The following is a 26,805-nucleotide window of genomic DNA, read 5'->3' as shown; positions in this document are numbered from 1 at the left end:
CCAGCAGCAGACACCAGCAGCGACCAGTAACAATCAACACGCAGGGGTCAGATTTCAGCCGCCGCCACGGGGTCCGGATTCAGCCGTCGTCGAGAGGTCTGCACTGTGATCGCGACACGCAAGAACATGAGATTTCCCGGCTTGGTAACCGTGGACATGGCGAGGTCTTCCCTTCTGAGGCTCAGCGGCGTAGCAGTAGTCCGACGACGCAGCCGCGGGAAGTGTGAGGCGAACCGCCGACGTCACAGTTCGGTGCCCCGTTTCGTCGAACCGGTGAGGGCAACTGCGACCGAGGAAGTCATCGAAACCATGTCCGATCCAAGCCTGAGCGCGGTCATGCGCGAGCGGCGGCAGCTGATCAACCTCGCCTACCGTCTCCTCGGCTCCCTGACCGATGCCGAGGATGTCGTACAGGAGACCTACACCCGCTGGTACGCCATGTCCCGGCAGCGGCAGGACACCATCGAATCCCCCGGCGCCTGGCTGACCAAGGTCGCCAGTCGCATCTGCCTTGACCTACTCGGCTCGGCGCGGGCCCGGCGGGAGCGCTACGTGGGTGAATGGATCCCCGAGCCGCTGCCCAGCCGTACGGAGTGGGGCGGCACCACGGTCGACCCGGCCGACCGGGTCACCCTCGACGAATCGGTCAACATGGCCTTCCTGGTCGTACTCGACTCGATGACCCCGGCCGAGCGCGTCGTGTTCATCCTGCACGACGTCTTCCGCTACACCTTCGCCGAAGTGGCCGAGATCGTCGGCCGTACCCCGGCGGCCTGTCGCCAGCTGGCCTCCTCGGCCCGCCGTCGTATTCGCACCTCGCAGGCTCCCACGGCGCCGACCGCCCAGCAGGCCGGCCTGGTCAGGGACTTCAAGCAGGCATGGGAGGCCAAGGACATCGCCGCCCTCATCGGCCTCCTCACCCCCGACGCCACGATGATCGCCGACGGCGGCGGCCTGGCTCGCACCGGACTCCACCCGATCGAAGGCGGCGAGCAGATCGCCCGCTACCTGGTCGCCGTCGCCGGCATGGCACCCACCCTGACGATCTTGGAGCGCACGGTCAACGGCCGGCCCGGCCTGGTGGCTCAGCAGGACGGCGTCACCGTCACGGTGGCGGCACTCGACACGACAGGCAACCGAATCAGCCGCATCTGGGCAGTACGCAACCCCGAAAAGCTCCGGTCTTGGACCCACCAGGATTAACCCGGCCTCCGGCATTGATCACGGAAAGCACGACGGCGTACGCGTCCGGACTTGATGCCCGTAATCGAGCTATGCGAGGGATGGCCCCCGGGCGGCAAGGCCGGCCGCCCCGATCATCTATCGCGCAGTAGCTTCTCACGCCTGGCCAGCACCGCGCGCGCTGACACGGGCAGGACCTAGGTGTTTCATCGTGTGGTGATCCACAATTCGACGGCCACGCACGGACAGCCTTACGTGCCGACCGTCTTACGATGCGCGAGGGCCCTCATGACACCGACACCCAAGTGGCACCTCGTAGCACCGGATGGCACGCAGAGATAGAGTTGACGAGTGAGCACTCCTGAGCCCGACCACAGCCACCAGATCTCTCAACGTGACCTGCGCAACCGGTCAGCCGAGATCATGGATGGACTGGAACGCGGAGAGCGGTACGCCGTCACACGTAACGGCCACCACATCGGCGATCTGGTGCCCATCCGCCGGCGGCGCCGGGCCGTCTCACGGGCCGAGTTCGCCGCCGTGTCCCGCGGCATGCCGCGCCTTGACGACCGAAAGTACCGTGAGGACATGGACCGCCATGTCAATGACGACCTCTACGACCCTTACGACCACGCCTACGGCAGAGGCGAGTTCGCACAGGACGGGGAATGACCCCCAGTCAAGGGTTGCTCGACACCAACATCCTCATCTTGCGTGCCGGAATCGACCCCGACGAACTACCGGACGAGATGATGATCAGCTCCATCACCACCGCAGAGCTGTCGGTCGGCGTTCTGGTGGCCACCGGAGCGCGAGAACTCGCCCAGCGTATGAAGATCCTGCAGACCACCGAGGCCGAGTTCGACCCCCTGCCCTTCGACGACACCGCCGCCCGCGAGTACGGCCAACTGTGGACCGCCGTCATCGCCACCGGCCGCAAACCCCGTCCCCGAACAGCGGACCTGATGATCGCCTGCGTGGCGATCGCGAACCGGCTCCCCTTGTACACCTGCAACCCGAAGGACTTCAAAGGCTTGGACCACCTACTCACCGTGGTCCCGGTCACACGGCCATGGTGAATCACCCGTACGAAAGTGCCTCGCCCCGGCGAGACAGAGAGAACATCGCCGCTTCTTCTGCTCCACCCACAGACTTGATCAGTTGAGGAGTCAGGTTTTCCTCGCGAAGTGTCTCCCCGCCTCCAGATCGCCCACCTCGCCGGCAATGTACCGACGGATCGAGTACAGCCGGCGCCCCACATCCCGCCCTCGCCGGCACCGGCGTCCGCGCCGCACAGCTCCCCGTGGAGTAATGGCTGCACGAACGCCGCTTTCCCAGGTGCGGGAAGCGCCGTTCTGGCTGGTGGACCCAGGAGATCTGGGGCACGCGACGGGGTTCCGCGTCCTACTTAGCGACAGGCGTTGCAATCGTCGCACAGGGTTTTGATCCAGGGGCGTTCCCTGGCCTGACCGGGATTACCGCAGTACTCACAGATGCTTGCCGACTCCTGTTCAGCAGCGCGTACGAGGAGTGTCGCCGCTTCGTCCTCCTGCTTGTACCGTTCCGCCTCGTGGGGTTCGGGCCACATGTCGCCCCCCTGGTTCAGGTGACGCAACAGGCCGGTTCGGAGGTAGACACGCAAGGTGCCGTATTTCTCCTTGACCTGCTGGACGCTGTAGCCGGGGCTTACGGCCAGCAGCTCCTCATGCAGGCGTAGCACCAGGGGATGCCAGCCCGGGCCGATGCCGTCAAGGTGGGCGGGGATCTGTTCCGACATGTCTTCATGATCTGACGCAGCGAGGTCGGCTGTCGACATCGTCAGGAACCAAGGCCGCAGACCTTCTGTCCTGCTGGCCGGATGCTCCACACGTCCCCTGCTCCCGCTAACTGCCCTCCGGGACTGTCAGACGGGTTCTGTCCAGAATGGCTTCACGTGTTCCAGGCGCGCCTGACAGACTCGCCGCATGGTCGCCGACGCGTTCGCCTTCCTTCAGTCGTGGTACGCCTCCTGCTGCAACGACGACTGGGAACATGACTACGGCGTGACGATCCAAACCCTGGACAACCCCGGGTGGCACCTGAAGATCAACCTTGTCGATACGCCCCTCGCCGGCACCGCGCTGGAACGCCTGGCAGTGGAGCGGACCGAGGATGACTGGCTCCACGTCTGGAGCGATGGCACCCACTTCGAAGGAGCCTGCGGCCCCCTCAACCTCGGCGAGATGCTGGAAGCGTTCCGAGACTTCGCCGGCGACGCCGTCCGCGGCCTGACGGTCACGGGCGCTGCTGGTCAGCGTCACGCTTTGTCGAGCTGTGGCGCAGAGTCCTCCACGAAGCGAGGACGACAAGCGAACCAGCCGGCGATCAACCCTGGGATGGCGGTCACAGCGAGCACCAGGAGCGGGATCGACCATGATCCGGTCGCTTCGCGCAGAAGGCCCAACCCGATCGGGCCGAAGCACGCCAGCCCGTAACCGATGCCTTGAACGAAGCCCGACACGGCAGAGGCTGTCTGCGGGCTCTTGGTCCGACGGTTGATGAGGGTCATGCAGAGCGGGAAGGTGCTCACCCCGATTCCCAGCGCGCACATCCATATCAGCGTGCCGTCGAGCGGGGACAGGAGCAGGCCCAGATATCCCGCCACAAGGAAGATCGCGCACCCGACGACCACGATGAACGGGTTCGTCATGCGCGTGGCCAGCTGTGGGACCACCAAGGCCGCGAGCATGCCCCATACCGAGTAGAGCGCGACCATGGAGCCGCCCAGTGCCGCGCCGCCTCCTGCGTCGGTGAGCACCGCCGGGACCCAGGTGATGATGCCGTAGTTGGACAGCGACAGCATCGCGAAGAGGATCACCAGGCCCCAGACGGTTGATGATCGGCTGATCCTCGGGCCCGCATCGGTCGCCGTCACGGCCGCGGGGGCGTGGTGATCGGCGGGCAGCCTGACTGCCAGGACGAGCCAGACCACACCGGCCACAGCAGCCGGTCCCGCCCAGATGCCTACCGAGAGCCGCCACGTCGCCGCTTCCGCCACCGGGACCGCGAGGAGCGGGGCGATGAACTGGCCCGTCTGCAGGAGGATCAGGTAGAGCGAGGTCCCCAGGGCCAGTCGATCGGCGAACCAGACCTTCACCAACGGGACGATGACGACGTTCGCGGCTCCGATTCCGGCCAGGGCCAGCACGGTCGAAAGCACCAGCAACGAGGGCGTTGGCGACAAGGCGCGCATCAGGAGCGACAGAGCCGTCAGGCCCAGCGCCACGGTGGCCGTGCGCTCGAGTCCGAACTTCCTCGTCACCGCCGGGGCGAGAAACCCGAAGATGCCGAAGGACGCCGCCGGCACAGTGCCGAGCAGGCCGGACAGCGTCACCCCGAAGCCGAGATCGGATCCGATGATCTCCAGGAGCGGGGTGAACCCGGTCACGGCCGTTCGCAGGTTGACCGCTGTCAAGGCGATGGCGAGCCAGCCCCACAAGATCAGGCGCCCACGTTGCAAGGGAATGAGCGATGGGGAGAGCGATGTCACGTTATACTCCGGTGCAAGGTCAGCAGATGATGGGATTATGGGATGAGTTCCGAAGATTCTGGCACGCGACAGCCGATGCGTCGAGTGGGACTCATCGACCAGGCTGCCGAGCGCTTCCGCGAGGAGGTGGTCTCTGGACGCTGGCCGGTCGGTGGGCGGATACCGACCGAGGCCGCACTGGTGTCGGAATTCGGGATCGGCCGGAACACGGTGCGCGAGGCGCTGCAGTCGCTGGTGCACGCAGGTCTACTGCGCCGTGAGCAGGGCCGCGGCACCTTCGTCATCTCCGACTCCGAGCTGACAGGCACTCTTGAACGTCAGCTCGCCGGTGGCACCCGTCGCCACTACCTGGAACTACGCCTTGCCCTTGACAGCGCTGCGGCGTCACTGGCCGCATTGAACCGATCAGACGCCGACGTCGAGCTGCTGCGCGAGCTGTGCGACCGTCGAGAAGCGAGCTGGTCGACCGATGATCTCGACCTGCGAGCGAGCGCGGACCTCGCCCTGCACCACGCGATCGTGGCAGCGACGCACAACCCTCTCTACGTCAAGCTGTACTCCAGCATGCTCGACATCTTCGCCGCCCACATGCGCGACGAGAAGGGCGAGGACGACGACGCCGCACACCGCCACCACCGCGAGCTGGTCGAGGCGATCGCGGACGGGGACGCCGATCGTGCTACCGCGAAGGTGGGTTCCATCTTCAAACCCTTCATGCGCTGAACCACGCAATCGGCCCCCGCTCGGGCGAGGCGGCACTGCACATGCTCAGCGGAAAGCACCGCTCGTGACCGGACTCCCGGCCCGGCCTGAAGGCCCAGAAGCAGTGGATCATGGTGGCGAGCACGGACCACCCGGCGTTCGTCGACTACGCCATGCTCAGGCCCCAGCTCGGCCTGCCCGCGCAGACGACCGAGGTGGAGGCAGAGCGGGGAAGGGGCGACGGTGACGGGATGGCCCAGGGTCTGGTCCCCCCGGGGTAATGGCGGGACGATCAGGCTTCCACCTCAGCCACCTACGCCCTTGCCGTGCCGGGTGGATCACCCGGAGCCGAGGCCCTCGCCGGAGGCACCAGAAGCGCTGGAACCCGCTATCCCGTCTTGCTGCTCCCAGGGGTGATCGAAGAGGGCGAGTTCGCCACGGTCGGGAGCCTCGAAGGCTTCGGCCCATTGCTCGATCATGTTCCGGCTGATAACCGCTACTCCCGGCACTTCCTGCCTGTTGCGTGCCTCCAGTCGGCGCCATAACTCGTCAGTGGGAACCGCCAGGTAGAGCAACTCGACTGCGGCTCCGAGTGCGCGAGCACGAAGTCGCATCTCGTCACGTTCGGCACGAGCCCAGAAACCGAACTCCAGGATCACACTCACACCGAGCCGGACGAGGTCTTCCGATTGCTGCCGGAACAGCCCTTCCAGCCGATCACGTGGCTCTGCGTCGTGGAGGTCGATTCCCAAACGGGTCAACCATTCGTCAGGGCACAGGCGAATGGCCGGGATCTGGTCGGCCAGTCGCTTCGCGAGAGTTGTCTTGCCTGCCCCTGGCAGCCCGCACAGCAAGATCAATCGCCCTGGACGGCCCCCGGTTCATGCCAGACACCTAATGCCGCACCACCGTTTCGATAAGCCTGCGCCCACGTGCTGGCCAAGGGCATCGCCCACACCTACATCAAACCCCGCACCCCGCGGCTGAACGGCAAGGTCGAGCGCTCCCACCGCATCGACGCCGAGGAGTTCTACCGGATGCTGGACGGCGTGCTCATCGACGACGCCGAGGTGTTCAACGACAAGCTCCGCGAATGGGAGGACTACTACAACTACCATCGACCCCACGGCGGCCTCCGCGGCCAAACCCCCTGCGAACGCCTCAAGCAGAAGATCCAGCCCCAGACGTAAACGATCAACGTCGGTCGCACACCCCTTCGGCTGACCTGCGTTTCTGGGTGATCGATGTCGGTCATCTGGGAGGTCGGGTTGGCGCTGGTGGAGTTGAGCGTCATGGAGCGGCGGTATCGGGCTGTGCTGGCGGCTGGTGGCGTGCGAGAAGGCAACCCGAAGTTGTAGCCGTGCGGATCGAACCTTTCGATAGGTCACCGGAGTCGGTAACGGTCGAGAGGAGTCGCCTTGGATCGCAATGACAGCTTCCGCGAGTTCGTCGCGGGCCATCAGCAGGCGCTGATGCGCACCGCGTACCTGCTCACGGGAGACGCCCACCAGGCCGAGGACCTGCTGCAGAGCGTTCTGCTCAAAGTGCTCGGACGCTGGTCCAGGCTCTCGCGCGTCGAGCTTCCCGAGGCGTACGCGCGTAAGGCGCTGGTCAACCAGCACATCTCTTGGCGGAGGCGCCGCGTCAGGAGCGAGTTCCCGACCGCCGAACTGCCCGACCGGTCGTACTCGAGCGAGGACTCCACCGTTGTACGGCTCGTCATGCGCCGGGCTCTTATGCGGCTGCCGCCCCGGCAGCGGGCGGTGATCGTGCTGCGCTACTACGAGGACCGGACCGAACGCGAGACCGCCGAGCTGATGAGCTGCTCGATCGGCACGGTGAAGAGCCAGGCTCACTATGCGCTGGTCCGCTTACGCGAACTGGCGCCCGAACTCGCGCCGAAGCTCGCCGATATCGAATCCGAGGAGGCCTACCGATGACCTGGCTGCGGAATGTGCTGGTCGATCTGGCCGACGATTCTCCACAGGTGGACCTGGCCGAGCGCACGATCGCGGTGCATCACCGCAGGCGGCGTACTACGATCTCCTACCTCGCGGCGGCCATGGTCATGGTCATCGCTCTTGGTGTGACGGCCGGCATCCGGCTGCTTCCGCACGGGCCGCAGGAGGCCGCTTCCGTAGGCGATCTGCCGGCGCGCGGAGTGGGGCCGTTGAGTTACGCGTACAAGACCTTCTGCAAGCCCGGCAGCGGGAAGGCACTGGCGGGCTGCCGGGACGGCGGATGGCGTGTGGTCACCCGGAGCGACAAGACCTACGACGTGCGGGAGGCGCTGCCCAGCCTCGCCCCCGGCCGCACCGGTCTGCGCGACAGCCCGCTGGCGATCAGCCGGGACGGTTGGAAGATCGCCTACTACAGCGCCGAGGAAGGCACCTTCCAGGTCCGCGACCTGGCCTCGGGCCAGAAGACGACGGCTGCGACGAAAGTGCCGAAGGCACAGCTGGGCAGCATCTCGCGTCTGATGCTGTCGGACGATGGGCGGTTCGTGGCCTTCAGCAAGGTCCCAGATTTCAAGGATCCCGCGTTGCTTATCGACATGCGCGATGGGGGCGTCCGCGAGTTGCCGAACCGTTGGGTCCCCATCGGCCTGTCACAGGACGGCGCCACCATCACTCTCGCGGAATACTCCCCAAGATCACGGCTGCGGACGATCTCAAACCTGTGGCCGAGTTCCTCAAAGGGCGACAGCACATCGGTTGTCCTGCCGGCGGACTACCACTTCAGCCCGCTCGCCCTCGATGGGAAGACCGTCGCAGTAATCGAGAACCGCAGCACCGCCAAGAAGCCGTGCCGTCACGGCAACCTCGCCCTCATGGACACGCTCACCGGTGAGAAGCGGAAGACGACCGTCATCAGCGGCCTGCCCTCTGATGTCTCCCAGATCTCGCTGCGCACCTGGCTCAGCGCTGAGGAGGTCACGGCTCTCACCATGTCCGTGCGGTGCAGGCCGGCGTCCGAGGTGGCGGACGACGAGCCCGCGGTGATCGACCCGCCCTACCAGACCATGACCGCCTACGCGGTGAACGTCAGAACCGGTAAGGCCAGGAAGCTCGCCACGTATAGAGCACAGGACTTCTTCAGCATCGTCCTGCCGGGGCCCCCTGGGGCGCTGTGATCTCAGGTCTCAGTCTGCGGCAAGTATTCGCCCTGCCCGGGCCCGAACGCCCGGCACCGCTGAGATCGCCTGTCGCCCATCTTCTGGGACAGAAACGTCAGGCATCTCATGGGACTAGACAAGAACGCGGGATCTGATGATCTTGGGATGTTGCGGCTACGCGCGTGCCTGGATCAAGGAACGGCCGGGCCTGCGTCCCAAGACGATCGAGGGCTATACCTGGCTCCTGAACAGGCACATCATGCCCGGCCTCGGCGGTGTGCCCGTGGGGAACCCATCTACTCCCCTGATCCGGGCGTGGCGGGCCGGCCTGCTGGACAACGGGGTCTAGGTGTCCACCACGGCCAAGGCGTATCGGCTGCTTCGGGCGGTCCTGATGACGGCGACGGAGGAGGACAAGACGCTGTCCCGCAACCCGTGCCGGATCAAGGGCGCCGACAATGAGCACACCCCGGAGCGGCCGATCCTCACCGTGGCTCAGGTCTTCGAACTGGCCGACCGTATGGCCGATCGGCGCTTCCGGGCGTTGATCCTGCTGGCCACGTTCGCCAGTCTGCGATGGGGTGAGGTAATCGCGCTGCGCCGGGCGGCCCTTGGTCTCAAGGCCCGCACGGTTCACGTCCGGGAACAACTCCTTGAACTGGACGGCGGAGAGATGGTGCTGAGTCCGCCCAAGTCGCGGGCCGGCAAGCGCGCCGTCGGCATCCCAGCGGCTATCGTTCCGGCGCTGACCGCTCACCTTCGGGACTTCGTCGCGGACGATGATGACGCCTTCGGGTTCCTGCGCGGCGGCGACTTCCGGCGTGAGGCCAAGTGGGCGAACGCGCTGAAAGAGATGGGCATCAAAGGCTTGCACTTCCACGATCTTCGCCACACGGGCAACACCTCGCTGCGCAGTCGGGAGCGAGTCTGGCCGATCTCAAGGCGCGGATGGGGCACGACAGTGATCGGGCGGCGCTGATCTACCAGCACGCCACGCGCGACGCTGACCAGAAGATCGCTGATGCGCTGAGCGCGCGGGTGGTGGCGGAGCGGAAGAAAGGCGACGGTGACGGGGTGGCCGGCGGCCTGGTCCCTGCGGGCTAGTGGCACGTTAATGGCACGAACGCCGCTTTCCCTGGTGCGGGAAGCGGCGTTTTGGCTGGTGGAGCCTAGGAGATTCGAACTCCTGACATCCTGCTTGCAAAGCAGGCGCTCTGCCAACTGAGCTAAGGCCCCTTGTCGGAGGACAGCTTACCGGGAGGAGGTGGTTACTGGTGCGTTGGCGAGGGCGCTGTCGAGAACGAGGGCGGGGAAGTCGGCGATGGAGTCGATGATGGTGGTGGCGCCGCCGCGGAGGAGGCGTTCGCGGCTGTGGACGCCGGACAGGACCCCGGCCACGACGGAGGCGCCGGCTCGGCTGCCGCAGAGCATGTCGCTCTCGGAGTCGCCCACGACGGCCACCTGGCGGACGTCGTCGATGCGCAGCCGCAGGAGGGCCGTGAGGACCATGTCGGGCCAGGGGCGGCCGCGGCCGGCGTCCTCGGGGCAGAGGGCCAGGTCGATCTTGTCCATCCAGCCGACGACGCTGAGGACGCGGCCGAGGGTGGCGCGGCTGAAGCCGGTGATGAGGCAGATCTTCACGCCCGCGGCGCGGAGCTTCTCGAGCGCTTCGACGGTGCCGGGGACCGGGAGGAGGCCCGCGCGGTCGATGGCGTCCTCGTAGGAGCGCTCGAAGGTGAGGTTGGCCGCCTGTGCCTGGGCCTCGTTGTCCGGGAAGATGCCGCGGAAGACCTCGATCTTGGGACATCCCCGGGACCGATGCACGTGCACCATGGCCCGCGCGTATGCCCCGGTCCCGGGGACTATGCCCTGCGTCGCGATCGCCTCGGCGAACGCCCGCTCCACCATGGCTATGTCACCGATCGTGGTGCCGGCCAGATCGAGGCAGGCGAGCTTGATGGGTGAGGCGTCGGTCATGCCATCACCTCCGCCTTGATCCGGAGCCATTCACGCACCCGTTCGGCCGCCCGGGTGGTCAGTTCTCGCTGCCGGTGGCCTCAGTCCACAGGTCGAGCTCGGCGCGGTCGGCCTGCACCTTGCGCCAGACCAGCAGCCCCCCAAGGGCGACGAGCGCGAGAACGAGCAGCTTCTTCACGGTGTGACCCCACTTCTCAACGGTCCCATCAGCCAGGGATGGGACGGCGCCGGGTTCCTAACAGATGCTTGCAGCCTAGCAAGGGATCGGGTACCTCCCTTGTTCACCGGCGAAGCGGTTGTCCACAATCTTCCGATACGGAACCGTCTTCGCGGCATCTGTTACGAGTATCGGCCCTTTAGGTAAGAGCCGACCAACGGCTTGATCAGGGGTTACTCCGTACAAGGTCAGGATGCCACGGTCCGCGGCGAGATTCCATGGCCTCCTCTGGGTATGTTCCGTGCCCGCGCCGATGCCTTGGCGGGTGACGTTCTGCCGTGGACGTGGGGCCGACGCGTCAGGGCTGGTCGTAGTCGAGGGTGTAGGTGTGGGCGCCGTCGTCGTTGTGGATCTGCCCGCCCCCGCGGATGCCGAGCAGTTCCCCAGTGCCGGAGTCCGGAACGATGGTCCAGCTCAGCGACTGCTCGCCGGCGGACCCTGTGGCGCTGTGGTGCAGGACGAACGTCCCCTTCCGGCCGTGGAGGGTGCCGGTGAAGCGCTCGAACCCCACGTACGCGGCGGATCCTTCGACCTGCGTCATCGCGGTCAGGATGTCGGTGGTGCTGGTGCCTTCCAGGTCTCCGAGGAAGGTCTTGGTGATGTGAACGCGAGAGAGCGCCGCCCCTTCGCGGTCGTCGTAGGTCTCCGGCTCCCAGCTGTCGATATCGAAGGCGCCGTTCGCTCGTGGCACAGTCGACCTCCTTCTTGATGTGGTGACGGTTCACTGTGCCGCGTATATCTGCCAGCTTCCGTCAGGTTTGCCACCCACACCTGTGCAGCAAATCGCCCGAATGCGTCTATGTCCTGACATCGACCCGTACGTCGCCTCGCCGATAGCATGCGAACGCGGCGCGTCCCGCCCCCCGCGCATCGAGCGGCACGCTCGATCGGTGACCTCATTCACCCCTGGAGAGGTATATGGCCCTGTTCGACCTGCCGTTGCCGGAGCTGCGGGAGTACCGCCCCGAGCGCGACGAACCCGCCGACTTCGACGCGTTCTGGAAGGCGACCCTCGACGAGGCCGCGGCCCATGACCTCGCGCCGCAGTTCGCCGACTTCGACGCTCCGCTGACCGGTGTGCGGGTGCAGGACACCACGTTCGCCGGATGGGGCGGTGACCCCATCAAGGCGTGGATGCTGGTCCCGGAGGGCGCCGAGCGGGTGCCGTGCGTGGTGCAGTACATCGGCTACTCCGGCGGGCGAGGGCTGCCCATCGACCACACGGTGTGGCCGGCCGCCGGCTTCGCGGTGCTGGTGGTGGACACGCGCGGCCAGGGCGGCGCGAACATCCACCACCCGGGGTCCACCGGCGACCCGCGCGGCGGCGACCATCCGCAGGCGCCCGGCATGATGACCAGGGGCATCCTGGACCCTGAGCAGTACTACTACCGGCGGGTCTTCACCGACGCCGTGCGCGCGGTCGACGTGGCGGCCGCGCACCCCGCCGTGGACGCCGAGCGCATCGCGGTCGCGGGCGGCAGCCAGGGCGGCGGCATCGCGCAGGCCACCGCGGCGCTGCAGCCCAAGGTCAAGGCCGCGTTGATCGACGTGCCCTTCCTGACGCACTTCCGGCGGGCCGTCGAGATCACCGACAGCTTCCCGTACCAGGAGCTCGTGCAGTTCATGTCCTCGCTGCGCGACAGCGAGGAGCAGGTGTTCCGCACGCTGTCGTACTTCGACGGGGTCAACTTCGCCGCGCGCGGCCGGGTGCCCGCGCTGTACTCGGTGGCGCTGATGGACCTCATCTGCCCGCCGTCGACGGTGTTCGCCGCGTACAACCACTGGACGGGGCCGAAGGACATCATGGTGTGGCCGTGGAACGGCCACGAGGGCGGGGGCAGCCGCCAGCGCGAGGCGCAGCTGCGTTACCTGCGGGAGCTGCTCTCCGTCGGCTGAGACGTGCCGCCGACGGCCGCGTACGCGAGGGCGATCTCGCGTACCGTCGCCAGCAGCGGCTCGGCCAGCCGGGGCAGCTCGCGGGCCCTGCGGGAGGACAGGACGACGCCGAGGGCGGCGATGGGCCCGTCGCCGGCGGGCGGGGTGATCGGCGCCGCGACGGAGCAGGAGCCCAGGGTCATCTCCTCGTAGGTGAAGGCGTGCCCCTGCGCGCGCACGGTGGCCAGTTCGCGCACGAGCCGGCCCGGCTCGGTGACGGTGTGCCGGGTCGGTCTCTCCAGCTTGCGGGCGAGATAGGACGTGACGAACCATTCGGCCTCGTAGGCGAGGAGCACCTTGCCGACGCCGGTCGGGTGCATGGGCAGGCGCCCGCCGATGCGGGAGACGATCGGCACGGCGCGGCGTCCGTACACCTTGTGCACGTACAGCACCTCGAGCCCGTCGCGGACGGCCAGGTGGACGTTGTCGCCGGTGCTCGCGTACAGCTCCTGCATCCAGGGGTGCGCCACCTCCAGCAGGCGGCGCGGGGCGAGTTGCCCGAGCTCCCACAGCCGGCTTCCGACGTGGTAGCGGCCCTGGCCGTCGCGGCCGAGCATCCGAGCGGCTTCCAGTTCGCCCACCAGCCTGTGGACGGTGGCGAGCGCGACGCCGCTGCGCCGGGAGATGCCGGTGAGCGTCAGCTCGGGGTGGTCGGCGTCGAAGGCCCCGAGGATGGCGAGCACGCGGGAGGTCACTGATCGGCCCGGCTCGCGGGACCCTCCGGCCACACATCCTCCCCTGGCTGTCCACAGGCTGTGGATATTCTGCCATCGTTCCGCTCAGTGGAAGCATCGGCTCGTGCCCGGGCCGCCGGCACAGGATGCTTCCTCCCATGCGCACTCAGGTCGGCATCATCGGAGCGGGTCCCGCGGGCCTGCTGCTGTCCCATCTTCTTCATCTACGCGGCATCTCGTCGGTCGTGCTGGAGCGTCACAGCCGTGACTACGTCGAAAGGAGGGTGCGGGCGGGCGTGCTGGAGCAGGGTACGGTCGACACCCTCACCGCCGCCGACGTGGGCGACCGGCTGCGCCGCGAGGGCCTTCCCCACCAGGGCATCGAGTTGAGGTACGGCGGCGCCGGCCACCGCATCGCCTTCGAGCGGCTCGTCCCCGGACGGGCGATCACCGTGTACGGCCAGCAGGAGGTCGTCAAGGACCTGGTCGCGGCCCGTCTCGCCGACGGCGGGGATGTCCGCTTCGAGGTGGACGACGTGGCCCTGCACGACCTGGACACCGACCGGCCGTACATCACCTTCGGCGGCGAGCGGCTCGACTGCGACTTCGTCGCCGGGTGCGACGGCTTCCACGGCGTCTCGCGCCCGTCGATCCCGGAGGGCGTGCTGACGGAGTACGAACGCGAGTACCCCTTCGCCTGGCTGGGCATTCTGGCCAAGGTCAAGCCGTCGGCGGACGAGCTCATCTACGCGCGCACCGAGCGCGGGTTCGCCCTGCACAGCATGCGCTCTCCGGAGGTCAGCCGCTTCTACCTGCAGGTAGCCCCGGACGAGGACCTCGACGCCTGGCCCGACGAGCGCGTCTGGGCCGAGCTGAAGGCCCGCCTCGAAACCGTCCCCGGCTTCGTCCTGGCCACCGGCGAGATCACCGAGAAGAGCGTGACCCCCATGCGCAGCTTCGTGGCCGAGCCCATGCAGTACGGGCGGCTGTTCCTGGCCGGTGACGCCGCGCACATCGTCCCGCCGACCGGCGCCAAGGGCCTGAACCTGGCGGTCGCGGACGTGCGGGTACTGACCAAGGGTCTCGCCCAGTGGTACGAGACCGGTTCGGACGAACTGCTGGAGGGGTATTCGCGGGCGTGCCTGCGCCGGGTGTGGCGGGCGCAGCACTTCTCCTGGTGGATGACCACGCTGCTGCACACCTTCGAGTCGAACGACTCCTACGAGCAGCGGCTCCAGCTTTCCTACCTGGACTACGTGACCTCCTCCGCGGCGGCGGCGACGACGCTGGCGGAGAACTACGTGGGCCTGCCCTTCGAGTAGACCCCCGCTCGCCTCGGTCTCCACCTCTTTGCATAACCTGAAATACCAGGGAACGGGGGGATCGTGATGTCTGATCCGACCGAGGCGAGCGTGTACTTCATCGGGAACGCCACGACGCTTATCCGGTGTCACGGCTTCACGCTCCTGACGGATCCGAACTTCCTGCACCGCGGGCAGCGCGCGTATCTCGGCTGGGGGCTGAGCACGCGCCGCCGCACCGATCCGGCCATGGAGCTCGGGCGGCTGCCGGCCGTCGACGCCGTCGTGCTGTCCCACATGCACGGCGACCACTGGGACCGGGTGACGCGCAAGGGCCTGGACAGGCGTCTGCCGATCTTCACCACTCCGCACGCGGCCGGGCGGCTCAGGCGCCAGGACTTCGGCAACGCGATCGGCCTCGCGACCTGGCAGGACCGGGTGATGCTCAGGGACGGCCGCCGCCTGAAGATCACCTCGCTGCCGGCCCGGCACGCGCCGGGCCCGGCCGAGCGGTTCCTGCCGCCGGTCATGGGCAGCATGCTGGAGTTCGGCGGGGACGGCGGCGAGGTGGACCTGCGCGTGCACATCAGCGGGGACACGCTGCTGGACGAGCGGCTGAACGCCATTCCCCGGCAGTTCCCCGACATCGACCTGGCCATCGTGCATCTGGGCGGCACCAAGCTGCTCGGCACCCTGCTGGTGACGATGGACGGGATGCAGGGCGCCCACTGGGTGGAGCTGATGGGCGCCGCCCACAACGTGCCGATCCACTACGACGACTACGAGGCGTTCAGCTCGGGGCTGGACGACTTCCGGCAGCACGTCAACCGCCTGGGGCTCACCGACCGCGTGCACTGCCTGGCCCGCGGCGAGACCTACCACCTCGTCGGCCGGGGAGCCAGGCGCGAGAGCCGCTGACCCGGTGGGGGAGATCCTCGTCGGCACGGCGTCGTGGACGGACAAGACGCTGCTGGCGTCCGGCTGGTATCCGCCGGAGGTCACCACGGCCGAGGAGCGGCTGCGCTACTACGCGGGCCGCTTCCCGCTCGTGGAGGTCGACTCGACCTACTACGCACCGCCTTCTGAGGAGACGGCGCGGCTGTGGGCGGAGCGAACCCCGCCGGGCTTCGTGTTCGACGTGAAGGCGTTTTCACTGCTCACCGGCCATCCCACCCGTCCGGCGGCACTGCCGCGCCGGCTGCGGCCCGGCGAGGACCAGGCGGGCGGCGGCAAGAAGCACCTGTACCCCGGCGACCTGGACGCCGATGTCGTGGAGCAGGTGTGGGAGGGTTTCGTCTCCGCGCTGCTGCCGCTCCGGGAGGCGGGCAGGCTCGGCGCGGTGCTGTTCCAGTTCCCGCGGTGGTTCCCCATCGGCGCGCGCAACAAGCGGTACATCCTGGAGTGCAAGCGACGCTGCGAGCCGTTGCGCATCTCGGTGGAGTTCCGCAACGGGACGTGGATGACCGAGGAGAACCGTGCGGAGACGCTGGACTTCCTGCGTTCGTACGCCATCCCGTACGTGTGCCTGGACATGCCGCAGGGTCATCCGTGCTCGATACCGCCGCTCGTGGCGGCGACCTCCGACCTGGAGGTGGTGCGCTTCCACGGCCGCAGCGCGAAGTGGACGAGTCACGACATCCACGAGAAGTTCGGCTATCTGTACTCGGAGGAGGAACTGCGGGAGTGGGCGCCGCGGCTCTGCGAGGTCGCGGGTGAGGCCGGCAGCACGCACGTGCTGATGAACAACTGCTACCGCGACTACGCCCAGACCAACGCCCGGCAACTGGCGGGCCTGCTGGCAGGCATGTCGGCCTCACCGGTGCGTCCCCCGCCGGCGCCGTCCGAATAGACGCCGCCGCGGCGACCGCCCGGACGCGCACGGCGGCGCCCCGGACGCGCGACGGCCGTCCGGACGCGCCGCGGTCGCCGAACGCGCCGGGGCCGCCGGACGTGCGCGGCGGCCGCCGGACGTGCGCGGCGGCCGCCGGACGTGCAGGGCGGCCGCCGCGCGTGGCCGTCAGGTCCTGCGGACGCCGAGCATGGCGTCGTAGGCGGGCTTGTGCGCCAGGTTCTCGTCCATGATGCAGGCGGCGCCCTCACCGTCGAACCAGCCGGGGACCCACGAGTGGCGGTCGGTGAAGCCCCAGACGGTGAACTCGACGCAGCGCGGGTTGCCCGCGCAGGTGGACAGCATGCGCTTGTAGTAGTCGGCCTGGGTCGCGAGCTTCTCCGGCGTCACGGGCAGCACCATGCGCACGTCGGCCTCGGTGACCGCGGCCTCCAGGCCGAGGTCGGTGAACTGGCGCATGACGTTGGGGAAGTCGCCCGGGTAGTCGTACTGGATGCCCAGGTGCCCCTGGAAGCCGATGCCGTTGATGGGCACGCGCTTGGCCTTGAGGTCCTTGACGATGCCCAGCGTGGTGTTGATCTTGGCCGTGTTCCACTCAAGGTTGTAGTCGTTGATGTAGAGCTTGGCGTGCGGGTCGGCCTGGTGCGCCCAGCGGAAGGCGTCGGCGATGTAGTCGGGGCCGAGGTTGGCCATCCAGATGCTCTGGCGGAGGTTGCCCTCGTCGTCCACGACCTCGTTGACCACGTCCCAGGCGCGAACCTTGCCCCGGTAGCGCCCGACCTCGGCCAGAATGTGCTCGCGCAGGATCTTGCGCAGCTCCTTGGCGTCGATGCTGCCGTCGGCGACGCCCTCGGTGAGCCAGGCGGGAAGCTGGTTGTGCCAGACGAGGGTGTGCCCGCGGACGTGCTGGCGGTTGCGCTGCGCGTTCTTGACGACGGCGTCCGCGTCGTCCCAGGTGTAGACGCCGCGCTGCGGCTCGACCGACTCCCACTTCATCGCGTTCTCGGCGGTGACGTGGGAGAACTCCTCGTTGAGCACCTTACGGTAGTCGGGCTCGTTCGCCAGGGTCGCGACGTCGACGGCCGAGCCGATGTACACCTTGAGCTTGTGCGCAAGTTCGCGCAGATTGTCCGGCGTCCGGCCGCCCGGACCGCCCGGGCCACCCGGGCCCGGAATTCCCGGGCCGCCCGGACCACCTGGGCCGCCGGGTCCGCCTGGGCCGCCCGGGGTGCCGGCGTAGGCCGACGTGGGCAGCGCCAGCGCGACGGCGATGGCGATGACTCCCAGCAGGAGACGTTTCATGGATCCTCACTCGTGGTCTTCGATGACGATCTCGCAAGCCCCCCGATGACGGTCCCGAGTCGACCGTGTCCCGAAACTTTCGGACTGTTCCCGAGATGTTTCAGATGACGCCCTGAAACGTAGATGTTACGAACGCGATCGTCAACGGTCCGGAGTGCACACCCGGCCGACAGCGGCCGGACAGCGCGCCGACTGCGGGTCGGCGTGTCGCGACGCGGAGCGCTCGTGAAACTTTCGCCGGCGAGACACCCGGCCGGATGGTGCGACGTCCGGGCGGCCGCCCCATCCGGGCGGTCACGCGGGGCCGCGACGCCGAGGAGTTCCGGACCGCCACCTACGGCCCGTGACGGACACCCGAAAAATGGGAAGCTTTCGGACTGTCGCATTCCGCCATAACGGATGTGCTAGAACAACCAGTGCCGATGGCCGCCCCGTCAGCGCGGCCGGGCGACGGCGGGGACGCCGTGGGTCCGGCCACCACGCCTAAGCGTCCCGCCCTGCCTGGGAGAACATGACCCATGCTCAGGTCTGACGATGGAGCGGTCCGGGCCCATCACCCGCGGCGCTCTCAACGGTGAAATCGACCGCGCCGTCAAAGCGGTCGGCGGCCCCAATTTTCGGACACGGCGCGCCGCCCAAAAATCCCCGGCGAAGACCTCGGCGCACCGATAAGAACGGCGCGCCCCACTCGGACACCGAATTTGTCTACCTGCGGAAACACCGCTTGCGGACCATGCTCGCTCGTGCTCTCATTGAGTCATCAAACTCCCCCCATAGCAGATCAAAGCCGCCTATTTTCCACTTATGCATCTTCTTGTCAATAATTCGCCGTCATCGCGACTGGTGGAGGTGTGTACGTGAACAGCATGGTGATTTCACATGGAGCATCGGCGGGGGACGCCCGTGACGCTTCGCGCCTACCCAGGGTTGCGGACGGACGTTGCTAGGCCCCGCCGGCGGTCAGGGGGACGGCCTTCCCAGCCGGTTCCACGGCCCTCCCGTCACCGTCGATCTGCGCTCGTCGCGCGGCACGGTGTCATGGTGCCCGCCGCGGCCGGACGCCGCTGTGACGGCGGCGCCTGTGACAGCGGCACCCGTCACAGCGGCACCGTGCGTCGTGCTCGCCGATCGGGCCGGATGCGGCGAGTTCGCCGTCCTGCAGACCATGTTGCGCCGCCTCGGCGTCCCCAGCGTGCGGATCGACGCCGAGAGCGTGGCGGCGTTGGACCTGTCCTGGCAGGTCGGCGACCGCTCCCTCATGCTGGACGGGCGCCGCGTCGCTCCGACCGTCGTCTGGGCGCGGCACTTCTCCCCCCGCGCGATGCCCGGCGCCGGCGACCCCGCCGTGACCATGGTGCGCGCCGACTCCTGGGCCGCTCTGGTCCGCCAACTGGCCGCGCTGGCGCCCTGGAGCCTGCCGGCGGACGGGCCCGGCCACCTGGAGCAACTCGCCGGCGCCGCGCGGGCCGGGGTCCGCGTCCCCGAGACGGTGGTCACCACCGACCCCGCCGCGGCGGCCGCGCGGATGGCCGGCCGCCGGTTCGTGGTCAAGGTGGTGGACGAGCACTTCTTCGAGACGGCGCCCGGCCTCCTGGTCGGCGTATTCCCCCAGGTCGTGCCGCGCGAGGACCTTGCCCGCCGACCGGTACTCGACTTCCCGGTCATGGTGCAGGAGCACGTCGAGCACGACGCCGAACTCCGGGTCTACTACGTGGACGGCGCCGTGCACGCGTACGCGGTCGCCAAGCCCTCCCCGGACGCGCCGTGGCGCGACGGGGCGCGGGTGCCGGTCACGCCGGTGGCCGTCCCGGCGGCTGCGGCCGAGGTCGTGGGCACGCTCGCGGAACTGTGGGGACTGGCCTACGGCGCCTTCGACCTCCTGCTCCGCGGGACGGAGGTGGTGTTCCTGGAGGTCAACGTGGACGGCGACTGGCGCTGGTTCGAGACCAGGGCCGGGGGGACCGCGGTCTCCTCCGCCGCCGCGTTCATGATCAGAAGACGGCATCTGGACGCCCTGCGAAGCGCCGGCGCTCCCCCGCCGATCGACATCGTCGACTTCCTCATGCTGGGCACCCCGATCGGCGGCCGTGCCCGATGACCGTCACAGAAGCGGCGCGAAATCAAGGAAAGCGTATGGACAACGCGGCTTCGTTCCGACTGCACTGTTCGATACTCGGCCCGCTCGAGGTCAGGGTGGACGATCGCACGGCGGTCATCGGCGCGCCCAAGCAGCGGCTCCTGCTGGCGATCCTGCTCTGCCACGCCAACGCCGTCATCCCGTCCGACCAGCTGATCGACGCGCTCTGGGGCGAGCGCCCGCCGCGGACCGCCCGCAAGAACCTGCAGGTGTACGTCTCGGGACTGCGGAAGATCTTCGGTGATCGGCTCAACTTCGAGGGCTGGGGCTACCGGCTGTACGCCGACCCCTCGGAGCTGGACCTGCTGCGGTTCCTCGAACTGGCGAAGTCGGGCCGCGCCGCGATCCGCACCGGCGACCTCGCGGTCGCGGCCGAGCTGCTCGGCGAGGCCGTGCGCATGTGGCAGGACCCGCCGCTGGCCGAGTTCTCCCACGTGCCGCTGGTCGCCAAGGCGATCGGCCGCTCCACCGAACTGTTCCTGTCGGTCTACGAGGACTGGGTGGAGCTGGAGGTCGAGCTGAACCACCACGTCGATGCCCTGGCCTCCCTGGACGCCCTCGCCCCGCGCTTCCCCTCGCGCGAGCGCATCGCCGCGGCGAGGATGACCGCGCTGTACCGCTGCGGGCGCACCTCCGAGGCCCTGTCGCACTTCGAGGTCCTGCGCCGCCATCTCGCCGCCGAGATGGGCCTCGACCCGAGCCCGGTGCTCAGGAACCTGTACCAGGAGATTCTGCGGGGCGACGGACGGCGGCCCGCGGGCGCGGCGGGCAACGCCGTCGCCGCCCGCCCGCGGACGATCCAGGCCCTCGCCAACCAGCTGCCGCGCGACGTCGCCGACTTCGTCGGCCGGGAGCAGGAGATACGGCGCATCCTCGACGAGGCGGCCGCCGTCACGCTCATCACCGGTGAGCCGGGCATCGGCAAGACCGCTCTGGCCCTGCACGTCGCGCACATGCTGGCCCCCGGCTTCCCGGACGGGGCGCTCGTCGTCGCGCTGCGCCGCCAGGGCGGCGCGCCGAGGGCCACCGTGGACCTCCAGCGGGAGATCCTGGAGGCCGTCGGCCTGCACGTCGCCGGGGTCCACGACGACGACGTGCTCGCCTCGGTCTGGCGGTCCTGGCTCGCCAACCGGAAGGTCCTGCTCGTCCTGGACGACTCCCCCGACGAGTCCAGCGTCCGCACGCTGCTTCCCGGCACGACGGCCAGCAGGGTACTGGTGACCAGCCGGAGCCGGCTCAGCGGGCTGGAGTCGGTGACCCGGGTGGGGTTGACGGAGCTGTCGCCCGACGAGGGCATCGACTTCCTCGGCAGGCTGATCGGACGCGACCGCGTGCTCGGCGACCTGCCCGCCGTCATGGCGATCTTCGACCAGTACGGACTGTCCCCCTTGGTCCTTCGCCTGCTCGGCGGCAGGCTCGCCGGGCTCCGGCACGTGCCCGTCGGACGTCTGGCCGACCGGCTGGAGCGCTCGGAGAACGTGCTGGACGAGTTCGTCGCGGGGGAGACCTCCCTGCGCGGCCGGTTCGAAGAGTGCTACAACCAGCCCTCGTGGCCGCACCGCGCGGCGTTCCTGGCCCTCGGCGCGCTGCCCGGGCCGCCGTTCAGCCACGAAGAGCTGGTCGCGGCGCTGAACGGCACCTGCAGATCGGCCGAACGGGCCATCGAGTCGCTGCTGGAGGCGAACATCCTCTCGGTGCCGCAGCCGGCGATGAGCGGCGCCCAGGTGATGGCCCACTCCATGGCCTACTACACCATGTCACCGCTCGCGCACAGGTACGCGGCCGAGCTCCGCGGCGGCCACGGGCTCTGAACGGAGCTCCGCGGCGGCCACAGGCTGTGGACGGGCACCGGGGTCTCTGAGCGCGGGCCTGGTCACGGCGGGCAGTCCACCCCGGCCGGGGAGACCGCCGCCCAGCGGCGGACCACACGCTAAAGGCGCCCAGTTTCGGGCCAGTTTGGGGCCAGTATGGCGACGGCATGGCGGCGCCATACTGCCGCCAAACCCGGCGTGTCTAGCGTGTTGGTTCACCAGTGGCCCGCAGGCCGCGGGGGGCGCGAGCAGGAGGTGGCCGATGGACAGCCGCGAGATTCGGACCGGGCAGCAGCCGTTCGACGCGTTGACCACCCTGCGCGAGGCCGGTCATCCGGTCGACCTGCTCAGCGAACGGCAACGACAGGTCTTCGCGGAGTTGAGCCGGCCGGAGGTCGAGCTGCTGAACTCCATCAAAACCCGCCTGGACGCCGTGGCGGCCGAGGTCGAGGGTCATGAACTGAAGCTCGTATGAGCGCCAGGGCGCCCCGCCCCGCGCGCCGCAACGTCGTCGTCCTGTTCGTCGACCTGGTCGGCTCGACCGAGCTCGCCGAGCGCCTCGACCCCGAACTGCTGCGGCACATCCTGGACCGGTACTACCAGGCGTGCGTGTCGGGCATCGCCGAACACGGCGGCGTCGTGGAGAAGTTCATCGGCGACGCCATCATGGCCGTGTTCGGCATCCCCCTGAGCAGCGAGGATGACGCCCTGCGCGCGGTGCGCGCCGCGCACACGGCCCTCACCCGGGTGAGCGAGCTGAGCGACGGGCTCGCCCTGACGCACGGACTTCGGCTGGAGGTGCACTGCGGCGTCTCCGCCGGCGAGGCCGTGGTCATCGACATGCCCGGGTCCGACCTGCGCGTCATCGGCGACACCGTCAACACGGCGGCCCGGCTGCAGTCGGCGGCGGGCACCGGCGAGATCCTCGTCGCGGACGAGGTCGCGCGCATGGTGCGGACGCAGGCGCGCCTTGAGGCGGTGCCGCCGCTGACGCTGAAGGGCAAGAGCGGACCCGTGCGGGCGTGGCGGCTCGCGTCGCTGGAACCGGCCCCCGGGCGGCACGGCGACGACGCCGTACCGCTCGTCGGCCGCGACGACGAGATGGAGCAGCTCCGCCAGGCGTACCGGCGGGCCACCCGGGGCCGCCGGTGCTGTGTGGTCACGCTGCTCGGCACGCCGGGCATCGGCAAGTCACGGCTCGTGCGCGACTTCGTCAACGCCCTGCCGGAGGAGGTGACCGTGCTCATCGGCCGGTGCCGCTCGTACGGGGCCGGCATCACCTACCGGCCGGTGGCCGAGATGCTCGAATCCCTCAACGGCGCCTGGGCGGACATCACCCCGTCGGTGGAGCCCGAGAGCGTGCCGGCCCTGCGCGGCCTGATGACCGCGGACGCCTCCCGCACGCCGCGGGACGGCGAGGTGGCCGGCGTCGAGGAGGTCGCGCGGGCGGTGCGCACCCTCTTCGAGGCGCTGGCGCGGCGCCGGCCGCTCGTGGTCGTCTGGGAGGACCTGCACTGGGCGGAGCCGACGCTCCTCGACCTGATCGACGACCTCGCGACGTGGCTGGTGGACGTGTCGGTCCTGCTGGTCTGCGTGGCCAGACCCGAGCTGCTCGAAGCCCGTCCGACCTGGGGCGGAGGCATGGCGTGCTCCTCGTCGCTGGAGCTCGGCGCGCTGGAGTCCGCCCAGATGGAGCACCTGGTCGCCGCGCTGTCGGCGAGCCGGGCGCCGGAGGCCGAGGTGGTCGGGCACGGCCTGGACGGCCTGTGCGCGCGGGTCGCCGAGAGCTCCGACGGCAACCCGCTGTTCGCGGAGCTGATGCTGGAGACCCTGCTGGAGGAGGGGGAGGACGCGCCGCTGCCGCCGACCATCCAGGCCCTGCTCGGCGCCCGCCTGGACCGCCTCGGCGACGGCGAGCGCGAGGTGCTGGAACGGGCCGCGACGATCGGCCACGTCTTCACCGAGGACCAGCTCCGCGTGCTGTGCCAGGACGGCCTGGACGGCCAGCCGTCGATGGAGGAGCTGCTGCGCCGGCTGCTGCGGCGCCGCATGGTCCGCAGGCGCGACGCCCCCGGCTCGTTCCAGTTCACCCAGACCCTCACCCGCGACACCGTCTACGCCATGACCCGCAAGGAGCTGCGGGCCGAGTGGCACCTGGCGCTCGCCGACCGGCTGTCCGGCCCGGCCGCGACCGCGCGGCCGCAGCCCGACGGGGCGTACGAGGAGTCCTCGCACGGCGACCTGACCCACCACCTGGAGGCCGCCTGCCATCTCCGCCGGGAGGTCCGCCCGGACGACCCGCTGCTGCCGGCGCTCACCGAACGCGCCGCGCGGGCCCTCATCGGCGAGGGCACCCAGGCGCTGCACCGCAACGACCTGCCCGCCGCCATCGCCCTGCTGGAACGCGGCCGCGACCTGCTGCCGGCCGGCGACCCCGGGCACCGTCCTCTCGCGGTGCGCATCTGCGACGCCTGGCTGGCCTGCGGCGACGGCGTCCGCGCGTCGGCCGCGCTGGACACCGCCGAGCGGATGCTGCCCGGCGACCGGCGCGCCCGGCTCACCTGCGAGATCCAGCGTGAGACGCTGGCGGTGCGCTTCGGCACCCGCCCCGCCGCGCCCGAACCGCTGCGCGACCTGCTCGCCGTCGACCCCGGCGACGACCTGGGCTGGTGCCGCTTCCACCAGTTCGAGGGGCTGGTGAGCACTCTTGAGGGCCGGTCCGGCGCCGCGGAGGCCGCCCTGCGCGAGGGCCTGGCCCGTGCCCGCTCGCTCGGCGACCGGTACGAGGAGGATCGCCTGCTCAGCGGGTTGTGCGAGCTGGCGCAGTGGTCCCCCACGCCGCTGCCGGAGAGCCTGGCGCTGTGCGCAGAGCTGTCGGCCAGGTTCGGCGGCGACCGGGCGCTGCTCATCCCCGTCCTGCTCACCAAGGCCCGCCTGCTGGCCCTGGCCGGCGACGTCGCCGGCGCCCGCACCGTGCTGGCCACCGCCGAACAGCACACCAGCGACCTCCACCTGGACATGGCGGCGACCGCGGTGAACCAGGTGCGCGGCCTCGCCGAGTCGCTCGACGGCCGCCACGCGACGGCGGAGAAGCTGTTCCGGCGGTGCGCGTCCGCCCTGCACCGCGCCGGGCACGCCGAACCCGCCAGGACGCTGGAGGCGTACGCGGCGCGCGAGCTGCTGCGGCAGGGCCTGGCCGCCGAGGCCGGAGAGGCGCTGGACCCGCTGGAGGCGGGCGGCGGCCGGCTGCAGACCCGCGGCGAACTGGTCCTGCTCGCCGTACGCGCCCGGCTGGCGTCCCTCGACGGCGACCACGGCACCGCCCTCGCCTTCGCGGCCAGGGCGGAGGGGACGCTGGACCGCACCGACGACCCGTGCCTGCGCGGCGACGTGCTGACCGACCTCGCCGTCGTCTACCGCGCGGCCGGGCGCGCCGCCGAGGCCGCCGGAGCCGCCGGGCGCGCGCTGCACGACTACACGGCCAAGGGCGCCGACCTGCCCGCCGGACGGATCCGCGCCCTCATCGCCGAACAGGAGGGACCCCGGTGACGCAGCCACCACCCTGGCGCCGCGAGCGGCGCGAGCAGTTCCCCGGCCTGCCCGCCTGGAGCGCCGCCACCTCCCGGCTGGCCCTGGAGGACTTCGGGGTCACCCGGCACGAGCAGGTCACCAGGGAGTGGGCGTGGGGCGGCGCGACGGGCGCCGGGGTGCGCGTCTGCCTGCTCGACACCGGCGTCGACGGCGCGCACCCGATGGTCGGCGGCCTCGAACGATCGCTCGTGGTCACCGGCGGCGGCGAGCGGCCGGAAGTGACCGAATGCCCCCCTGTCGACCCGGCGGGCCACGGGACGGCGTGCGCGGGCGTGATCCGGTCGATCGCCCCCGCGGTGCGCCTGACGTCGGTGCGGGTGCTGACCGACGGACGGTCCGGCAGCGGCGCCGCCCTGCTCGCGGGACTGCGCTGGGCCGTCGACGAAGGGTTCGACCTGATCAACCTCAGCCTGTCCACCACGCGGAGCGAGTTCCTGCCGGCGCTGCACCAGCTGGCCGACCGCGCGTACTTCCGGCGGTGCCTGCTCGTCGCCGCCGCGCACAACATGCCGGTGCTGAGCTTCCCGTGGACGTTCTCGTCGGTGATCTCGGTGGCCAGCCACGACGAGCCCGATCCGATGACGTACTACTACAACCCCGCCCCGCCGGCCGAGTTCTACGCGCGCGGCGTCCGCGTCCCGGTCGCCTGGCCGGGCGGCCGGAGCGTCCGCAGCAGCGGCAACAGCTTCGCCGCGCCGCATGTCACCGGCATCTGCGCGCTCATCCTCGGCAAGCACCCGTCGATGACCCCGTTCCAGCTGAAGTCGGTGCTGTACCTGGCCGCCGACAATGTCGTCACCCGCAACGGAGATGCGTATGTCGCTGTATGACCATCGGCCCCCCGATGACGGGGAGATCACCGAGCGCCGGCTGCTGCAGTCCATCGTGGAGGTCGCCCGGCACGTGTTCGGCTCGGCCGCCGCGTCGGTCTTCCTCGTCGATCCCGACACCGGCGAGCTGGTCTTCGAAGCGGTGTCGGGCGCGGGGGAGGAGCACCTGCTGGGCACGCGTTTCCCACCGGGCACGGGCATCGCCGGCTGGGTCGCGGTGAGCGGCCAGCCGATGATCGCCGACGACGTGGCCGAGACGCCGCACTTCGCCCACGACGCGGCCGAGTCCACCGGGTACGTCCCGAACAGCATCATGGCGGCGCCGCTCGTCCGGCACGAGCGGTGCATCGGGGTGCTGGAGGTACTGGACCGGGCGTCCGCGCCGCGCCACCCCGGCGCGGCCGGGGCGTCCGGCGACTCGCGCGGCGAGCTGGCCGACGTGCACCTTCTCGGGCTGATCGCGGCGCAGGCCGCGTACGGGCTGGAGCTGCTGCTGCGGTTGCGGGACGCGAACGCCTCCGCCTCCCCCGGCGACGACGTGCACGTGCTGCTGCAGCGCATCTCGGCACGGGTGCCCAGGGGAGCGGGAACGGCTCATCCGACCGCCGTGAAACTCCTGGCGGTCGCGGAAGAGCTCCTCTGACGCTCCCCCA

General features: G+C 69.6%; 28 protein-coding genes, 1 tRNA gene and 1 pseudogene. 21 read left to right on the top strand and 9 right to left on the bottom strand.

The genetic code is table 11. The annotated features are described in order from the left end of the window. Positions 1–309: 309 nt before the first annotated feature. The 3 genes from sigJ to ACZ6QO_RS09340 all read left to right on the top strand — a co-directional run bounded on the left by sigJ (position 310) and on the right by ACZ6QO_RS09340 (position 2,261). Positions 310–1,203, top strand: a complete 894-nt coding sequence (gene sigJ / locus ACZ6QO_RS09350) for an RNA polymerase sigma factor SigJ (protein ID WP_465849171.1) — start codon at positions 310–312, stop codon at positions 1,201–1,203. A gap of 330 nt (positions 1,204–1,533) precedes the next feature. Continuing rightward, positions 1,534–1,854 (top strand): type II toxin-antitoxin system Phd/YefM family antitoxin, encoded by a 321-nt coding sequence (locus ACZ6QO_RS09345; protein ID WP_465849169.1) that lies wholly within the window; start codon positions 1,534–1,536, stop codon positions 1,852–1,854. Beyond that, complete coding sequence (locus ACZ6QO_RS09340; RefSeq protein ID WP_465849167.1) at positions 1,851–2,261, top strand: PIN domain-containing protein; 411 nt, start codon at positions 1,851–1,853, stop codon at positions 2,259–2,261. Before ACZ6QO_RS09345 ends, ACZ6QO_RS09340 begins: the two co-directional genes overlap by 4 nt. A gap of 329 nt (positions 2,262–2,590) precedes the next feature. On the opposite strand, the gene ACZ6QO_RS09335 is transcribed toward ACZ6QO_RS09340, so the two are convergent. Next, a complete protein-coding gene (locus tag ACZ6QO_RS09335; RefSeq protein WP_465849166.1) occupies positions 2,591–2,959 on the bottom strand; it encodes a hypothetical protein in 369 nt (122 codons plus the stop codon). A gap of 187 nt (positions 2,960–3,146) precedes the next feature. Between ACZ6QO_RS09335 and ACZ6QO_RS09330 the strand changes: the two are divergent. Next, positions 3,147–3,368: pseudogene (locus ACZ6QO_RS09330) on the top strand (Imm53 family immunity protein); the annotation flags it as partial. A 110-nt stretch (positions 3,369–3,478) separates the two neighbouring features. Here ACZ6QO_RS09330 and ACZ6QO_RS09325 read toward each other — a convergent pair. Beyond that, a complete protein-coding gene (locus ACZ6QO_RS09325) occupies positions 3,479–4,711 on the bottom strand; it encodes an MFS transporter (protein WP_465849164.1) in 1,233 nt (410 codons plus the stop codon). 84 nt (positions 4,712–4,795) lie between these two features. Here ACZ6QO_RS09325 and ACZ6QO_RS09320 point away from each other — a divergent pair, with 84 nt between their 5' ends. Both ACZ6QO_RS09320 and ACZ6QO_RS09315 read left to right on the top strand, forming a co-directional pair. Beyond that, a complete protein-coding gene (locus tag ACZ6QO_RS09320; RefSeq protein ID WP_465849163.1) occupies positions 4,796–5,434 on the top strand; it encodes a FadR/GntR family transcriptional regulator in 639 nt (212 codons plus the stop codon). 110 nt (positions 5,435–5,544) lie between these two features. Beyond that, positions 5,545–5,694 (top strand): hypothetical protein, encoded by a 150-nt coding sequence (locus ACZ6QO_RS09315; RefSeq protein ID WP_465849161.1) that lies wholly within the window; start codon positions 5,545–5,547, stop codon positions 5,692–5,694. Positions 5,695–5,751: 57 nt separating this feature from the next. On the opposite strand, the gene ACZ6QO_RS09310 is transcribed toward ACZ6QO_RS09315, so the two are convergent. Beyond that, positions 5,752–6,267: a P-loop nucleotide/nucleoside kinase family protein gene (locus ACZ6QO_RS09310; RefSeq protein ID WP_465849160.1), complete on the bottom strand. Its 516-nt coding sequence runs from the start codon at positions 6,265–6,267 to the stop codon at positions 5,752–5,754. A 78-nt stretch (positions 6,268–6,345) separates the two neighbouring features. Between ACZ6QO_RS09310 and ACZ6QO_RS09305 the strand changes: the two genes are divergently transcribed. The 5 genes from ACZ6QO_RS09305 to ACZ6QO_RS09285 all read left to right on the top strand — a co-directional run bounded on the left by ACZ6QO_RS09305 (position 6,346) and on the right by ACZ6QO_RS09285 (position 9,507). Next, the gene (locus ACZ6QO_RS09305; RefSeq protein WP_465849158.1) at positions 6,346–6,603 is read left to right on the top strand and encodes an integrase core domain-containing protein; all 258 of its coding nucleotides are present in this window, start codon (positions 6,346–6,348) and stop codon (positions 6,601–6,603) included. Positions 6,604–6,831: 228 nt separating this feature from the next. After that, positions 6,832–7,353, top strand: a complete 522-nt coding sequence (locus ACZ6QO_RS09300) for a SigE family RNA polymerase sigma factor (RefSeq protein ID WP_465849156.1) — start codon at positions 6,832–6,834, stop codon at positions 7,351–7,353. Further along, on the top strand, positions 7,350–8,546 hold the full coding sequence (locus ACZ6QO_RS09295; RefSeq protein ID WP_465849154.1) for a hypothetical protein: 1,197 nt from the start codon (positions 7,350–7,352) through the stop codon (positions 8,544–8,546). The genes ACZ6QO_RS09300 and ACZ6QO_RS09295 overlap by 4 nt, the downstream gene beginning before the upstream one ends. 136 nt (positions 8,547–8,682) lie before the next feature. After that, positions 8,683–8,877, top strand: a complete 195-nt coding sequence (locus ACZ6QO_RS09290; protein WP_465849153.1) for a hypothetical protein — start codon at positions 8,683–8,685, stop codon at positions 8,875–8,877. Then, positions 8,878–9,507, top strand: coding sequence for a site-specific integrase (locus tag ACZ6QO_RS09285; RefSeq protein ID WP_465849151.1), 630 nt, complete (start codon positions 8,878–8,880; stop codon positions 9,505–9,507). Positions 9,508–9,688: 181 nt separating this feature from the next. On the opposite strand, the gene ACZ6QO_RS09280 is transcribed toward ACZ6QO_RS09285, so the two are convergent. From ACZ6QO_RS09280 to ACZ6QO_RS09265, 4 genes are all read right to left on the bottom strand, one after another. Further along, positions 9,689–9,764: transfer RNA gene (locus tag ACZ6QO_RS09280), tRNA-Ala, on the bottom strand. 15 nt (positions 9,765–9,779) lie between these two features. After that, the gene (locus ACZ6QO_RS09275; RefSeq protein WP_465849150.1) at positions 9,780–10,505 is read right to left on the bottom strand and encodes an HAD-IA family hydrolase; all 726 of its coding nucleotides are present in this window, start codon (positions 10,503–10,505) and stop codon (positions 9,780–9,782) included. Positions 10,506–10,563: 58 nt separating this feature from the next. Continuing rightward, a complete protein-coding gene (locus tag ACZ6QO_RS09270; protein ID WP_211264163.1) occupies positions 10,564–10,683 on the bottom strand; it encodes a DLW-39 family protein in 120 nt (39 codons plus the stop codon). Between the two features lie 337 nt (positions 10,684–11,020). Then, entirely contained in the window at positions 11,021–11,413 is a 393-nt protein-coding gene (locus tag ACZ6QO_RS09265; RefSeq protein ID WP_465849149.1) for a DUF3224 domain-containing protein, read from the bottom strand. A 227-nt stretch (positions 11,414–11,640) separates the two neighbouring features. On the opposite strand from ACZ6QO_RS09265, the gene ACZ6QO_RS09260 reads away from it, so the two are divergent. Further along, on the top strand, positions 11,641–12,618 hold the full coding sequence (locus ACZ6QO_RS09260; protein ID WP_465849147.1) for an acetylxylan esterase: 978 nt from the start codon (positions 11,641–11,643) through the stop codon (positions 12,616–12,618). Here the strand turns inward: ACZ6QO_RS09260 and ACZ6QO_RS09255 are convergent. Continuing rightward, a complete protein-coding gene (locus tag ACZ6QO_RS09255) occupies positions 12,588–13,385 on the bottom strand; it encodes an IclR family transcriptional regulator (RefSeq protein ID WP_465849146.1) in 798 nt (265 codons plus the stop codon). The two genes, ACZ6QO_RS09260 and ACZ6QO_RS09255, sit on opposite strands and share 31 nt — an antisense overlap. Before the next feature lie 104 nt (positions 13,386–13,489). Between ACZ6QO_RS09255 and pobA the strand changes: the two genes are divergently transcribed. The 3 genes from pobA to ACZ6QO_RS09240 all read left to right on the top strand — a co-directional run bounded on the left by pobA (position 13,490) and on the right by ACZ6QO_RS09240 (position 16,481). Then, positions 13,490–14,653, top strand: a complete 1,164-nt coding sequence (gene pobA, locus ACZ6QO_RS09250) for a 4-hydroxybenzoate 3-monooxygenase (RefSeq protein ID WP_465849144.1) — start codon at positions 13,490–13,492, stop codon at positions 14,651–14,653. Positions 14,654–14,719: 66 nt separating this feature from the next. Continuing rightward, positions 14,720–15,550, top strand: coding sequence for an MBL fold metallo-hydrolase (locus ACZ6QO_RS09245; protein ID WP_465849143.1), 831 nt, complete (start codon positions 14,720–14,722; stop codon positions 15,548–15,550). A gap of 4 nt (positions 15,551–15,554) precedes the next feature. Beyond that, positions 15,555–16,481 carry a DUF72 domain-containing protein gene (locus ACZ6QO_RS09240; protein WP_465849141.1) on the top strand — a complete coding sequence of 309 codons (927 nt, stop codon included), beginning with the start codon at positions 15,555–15,557 and terminating at the stop codon, positions 16,479–16,481. Between the two features lie 168 nt (positions 16,482–16,649). On the opposite strand, the gene ACZ6QO_RS09235 is transcribed toward ACZ6QO_RS09240, so the two are convergent. Continuing rightward, complete coding sequence (locus ACZ6QO_RS09235) at positions 16,650–17,783, bottom strand: endo-1,4-beta-xylanase (protein WP_465849140.1); 1,134 nt, start codon at positions 17,781–17,783, stop codon at positions 16,650–16,652. 1,117 nt (positions 17,784–18,900) lie between these two features. On the opposite strand from ACZ6QO_RS09235, the gene ACZ6QO_RS09230 reads away from it, so the two are divergent. From ACZ6QO_RS09230 to ACZ6QO_RS09205, 6 genes are all read left to right on the top strand, one after another. Beyond that, positions 18,901–19,881 (top strand): ATP-grasp domain-containing protein, encoded by a 981-nt coding sequence (locus ACZ6QO_RS09230; protein WP_465849138.1) that lies wholly within the window; start codon positions 18,901–18,903, stop codon positions 19,879–19,881. Between the two features lie 35 nt (positions 19,882–19,916). Beyond that, entirely contained in the window at positions 19,917–21,731 is a 1,815-nt protein-coding gene (locus tag ACZ6QO_RS09225; RefSeq protein ID WP_465849136.1) for an AfsR/SARP family transcriptional regulator, read from the top strand. A gap of 262 nt (positions 21,732–21,993) precedes the next feature. Then, positions 21,994–22,206: an aroma-sacti cluster domain-containing protein gene (locus ACZ6QO_RS09220; protein WP_465849135.1), complete on the top strand. Its 213-nt coding sequence runs from the start codon at positions 21,994–21,996 to the stop codon at positions 22,204–22,206. Next, positions 22,203–25,280, top strand: coding sequence for an AAA family ATPase (locus tag ACZ6QO_RS09215; RefSeq protein ID WP_465849134.1), 3,078 nt, complete (start codon positions 22,203–22,205; stop codon positions 25,278–25,280). The genes ACZ6QO_RS09220 and ACZ6QO_RS09215 overlap by 4 nt, the downstream gene beginning before the upstream one ends. Further along, complete coding sequence (locus ACZ6QO_RS09210; protein WP_465849132.1) at positions 25,277–26,152, top strand: S8 family serine peptidase; 876 nt, start codon at positions 25,277–25,279, stop codon at positions 26,150–26,152. The genes ACZ6QO_RS09215 and ACZ6QO_RS09210 overlap by 4 nt, the downstream gene beginning before the upstream one ends. Beyond that, a complete protein-coding gene (locus ACZ6QO_RS09205; protein WP_465849130.1) occupies positions 26,139–26,795 on the top strand; it encodes a GAF domain-containing protein in 657 nt (218 codons plus the stop codon). Before ACZ6QO_RS09210 ends, ACZ6QO_RS09205 begins: the two co-directional genes overlap by 14 nt. Positions 26,796–26,805 lie beyond the last annotated feature (10 nt).

It is taken from the genome of Sphaerisporangium sp. NPDC049457 (genome assembly GCF_055586705.1).
Note: the sequence above shows the minus strand (reverse complement) of the source record. Positions and strands in the feature narration are given on the sequence as shown.

Bases quoted from the DNA above. Each gene is read 5' to 3' on its own strand.
- ACZ6QO_RS09290 (WP_465849153.1), top strand. From the start codon at position 8,683: ATGATCTTGGGATGTTGCGGCTACGCGCGTGCCTGGATCAAGGAACGG.
- ACZ6QO_RS09205 (WP_465849130.1), top strand. From the start codon at position 26,139: ATGTCGCTGTATGACCATCGGCCCCCCGATGACGGGGAGATCACCGAG.
- ACZ6QO_RS09340 (WP_465849167.1), top strand. From the start codon at position 1,851: ATGACCCCCAGTCAAGGGTTGCTCGACACCAACATCCTCATCTTGCGT.
- ACZ6QO_RS09295 (WP_465849154.1), top strand. From the start codon at position 7,350: ATGACCTGGCTGCGGAATGTGCTGGTCGATCTGGCCGACGATTCTCCA.
- ACZ6QO_RS09215 (WP_465849134.1), top strand. From the start codon at position 22,203: ATGAGCGCCAGGGCGCCCCGCCCCGCGCGCCGCAACGTCGTCGTCCTG.
- ACZ6QO_RS09260 (WP_465849147.1), top strand. From the start codon at position 11,641: ATGGCCCTGTTCGACCTGCCGTTGCCGGAGCTGCGGGAGTACCGCCCC.
- sigJ (WP_465849171.1), top strand. From the start codon at position 310: ATGTCCGATCCAAGCCTGAGCGCGGTCATGCGCGAGCGGCGGCAGCTG.
- ACZ6QO_RS09245 (WP_465849143.1), top strand. From the start codon at position 14,720: ATGTCTGATCCGACCGAGGCGAGCGTGTACTTCATCGGGAACGCCACG.
- ACZ6QO_RS09220 (WP_465849135.1), top strand. From the start codon at position 21,994: ATGGACAGCCGCGAGATTCGGACCGGGCAGCAGCCGTTCGACGCGTTG.
- ACZ6QO_RS09315 (WP_465849161.1), top strand. From the start codon at position 5,545: ATGGTGGCGAGCACGGACCACCCGGCGTTCGTCGACTACGCCATGCTC.
- ACZ6QO_RS09235 (WP_465849140.1), bottom strand. From the start codon at position 17,783: ATGAAACGTCTCCTGCTGGGAGTCATCGCCATCGCCGTCGCGCTGGCG.
- ACZ6QO_RS09335 (WP_465849166.1), bottom strand. From the start codon at position 2,959: ATGTCGGAACAGATCCCCGCCCACCTTGACGGCATCGGCCCGGGCTGG.
- ACZ6QO_RS09275 (WP_465849150.1), bottom strand. From the start codon at position 10,505: ATGACCGACGCCTCACCCATCAAGCTCGCCTGCCTCGATCTGGCCGGC.
- pobA (WP_465849144.1), top strand. From the start codon at position 13,490: ATGCGCACTCAGGTCGGCATCATCGGAGCGGGTCCCGCGGGCCTGCTG.
- ACZ6QO_RS09225 (WP_465849136.1), top strand. From the start codon at position 19,917: ATGGACAACGCGGCTTCGTTCCGACTGCACTGTTCGATACTCGGCCCG.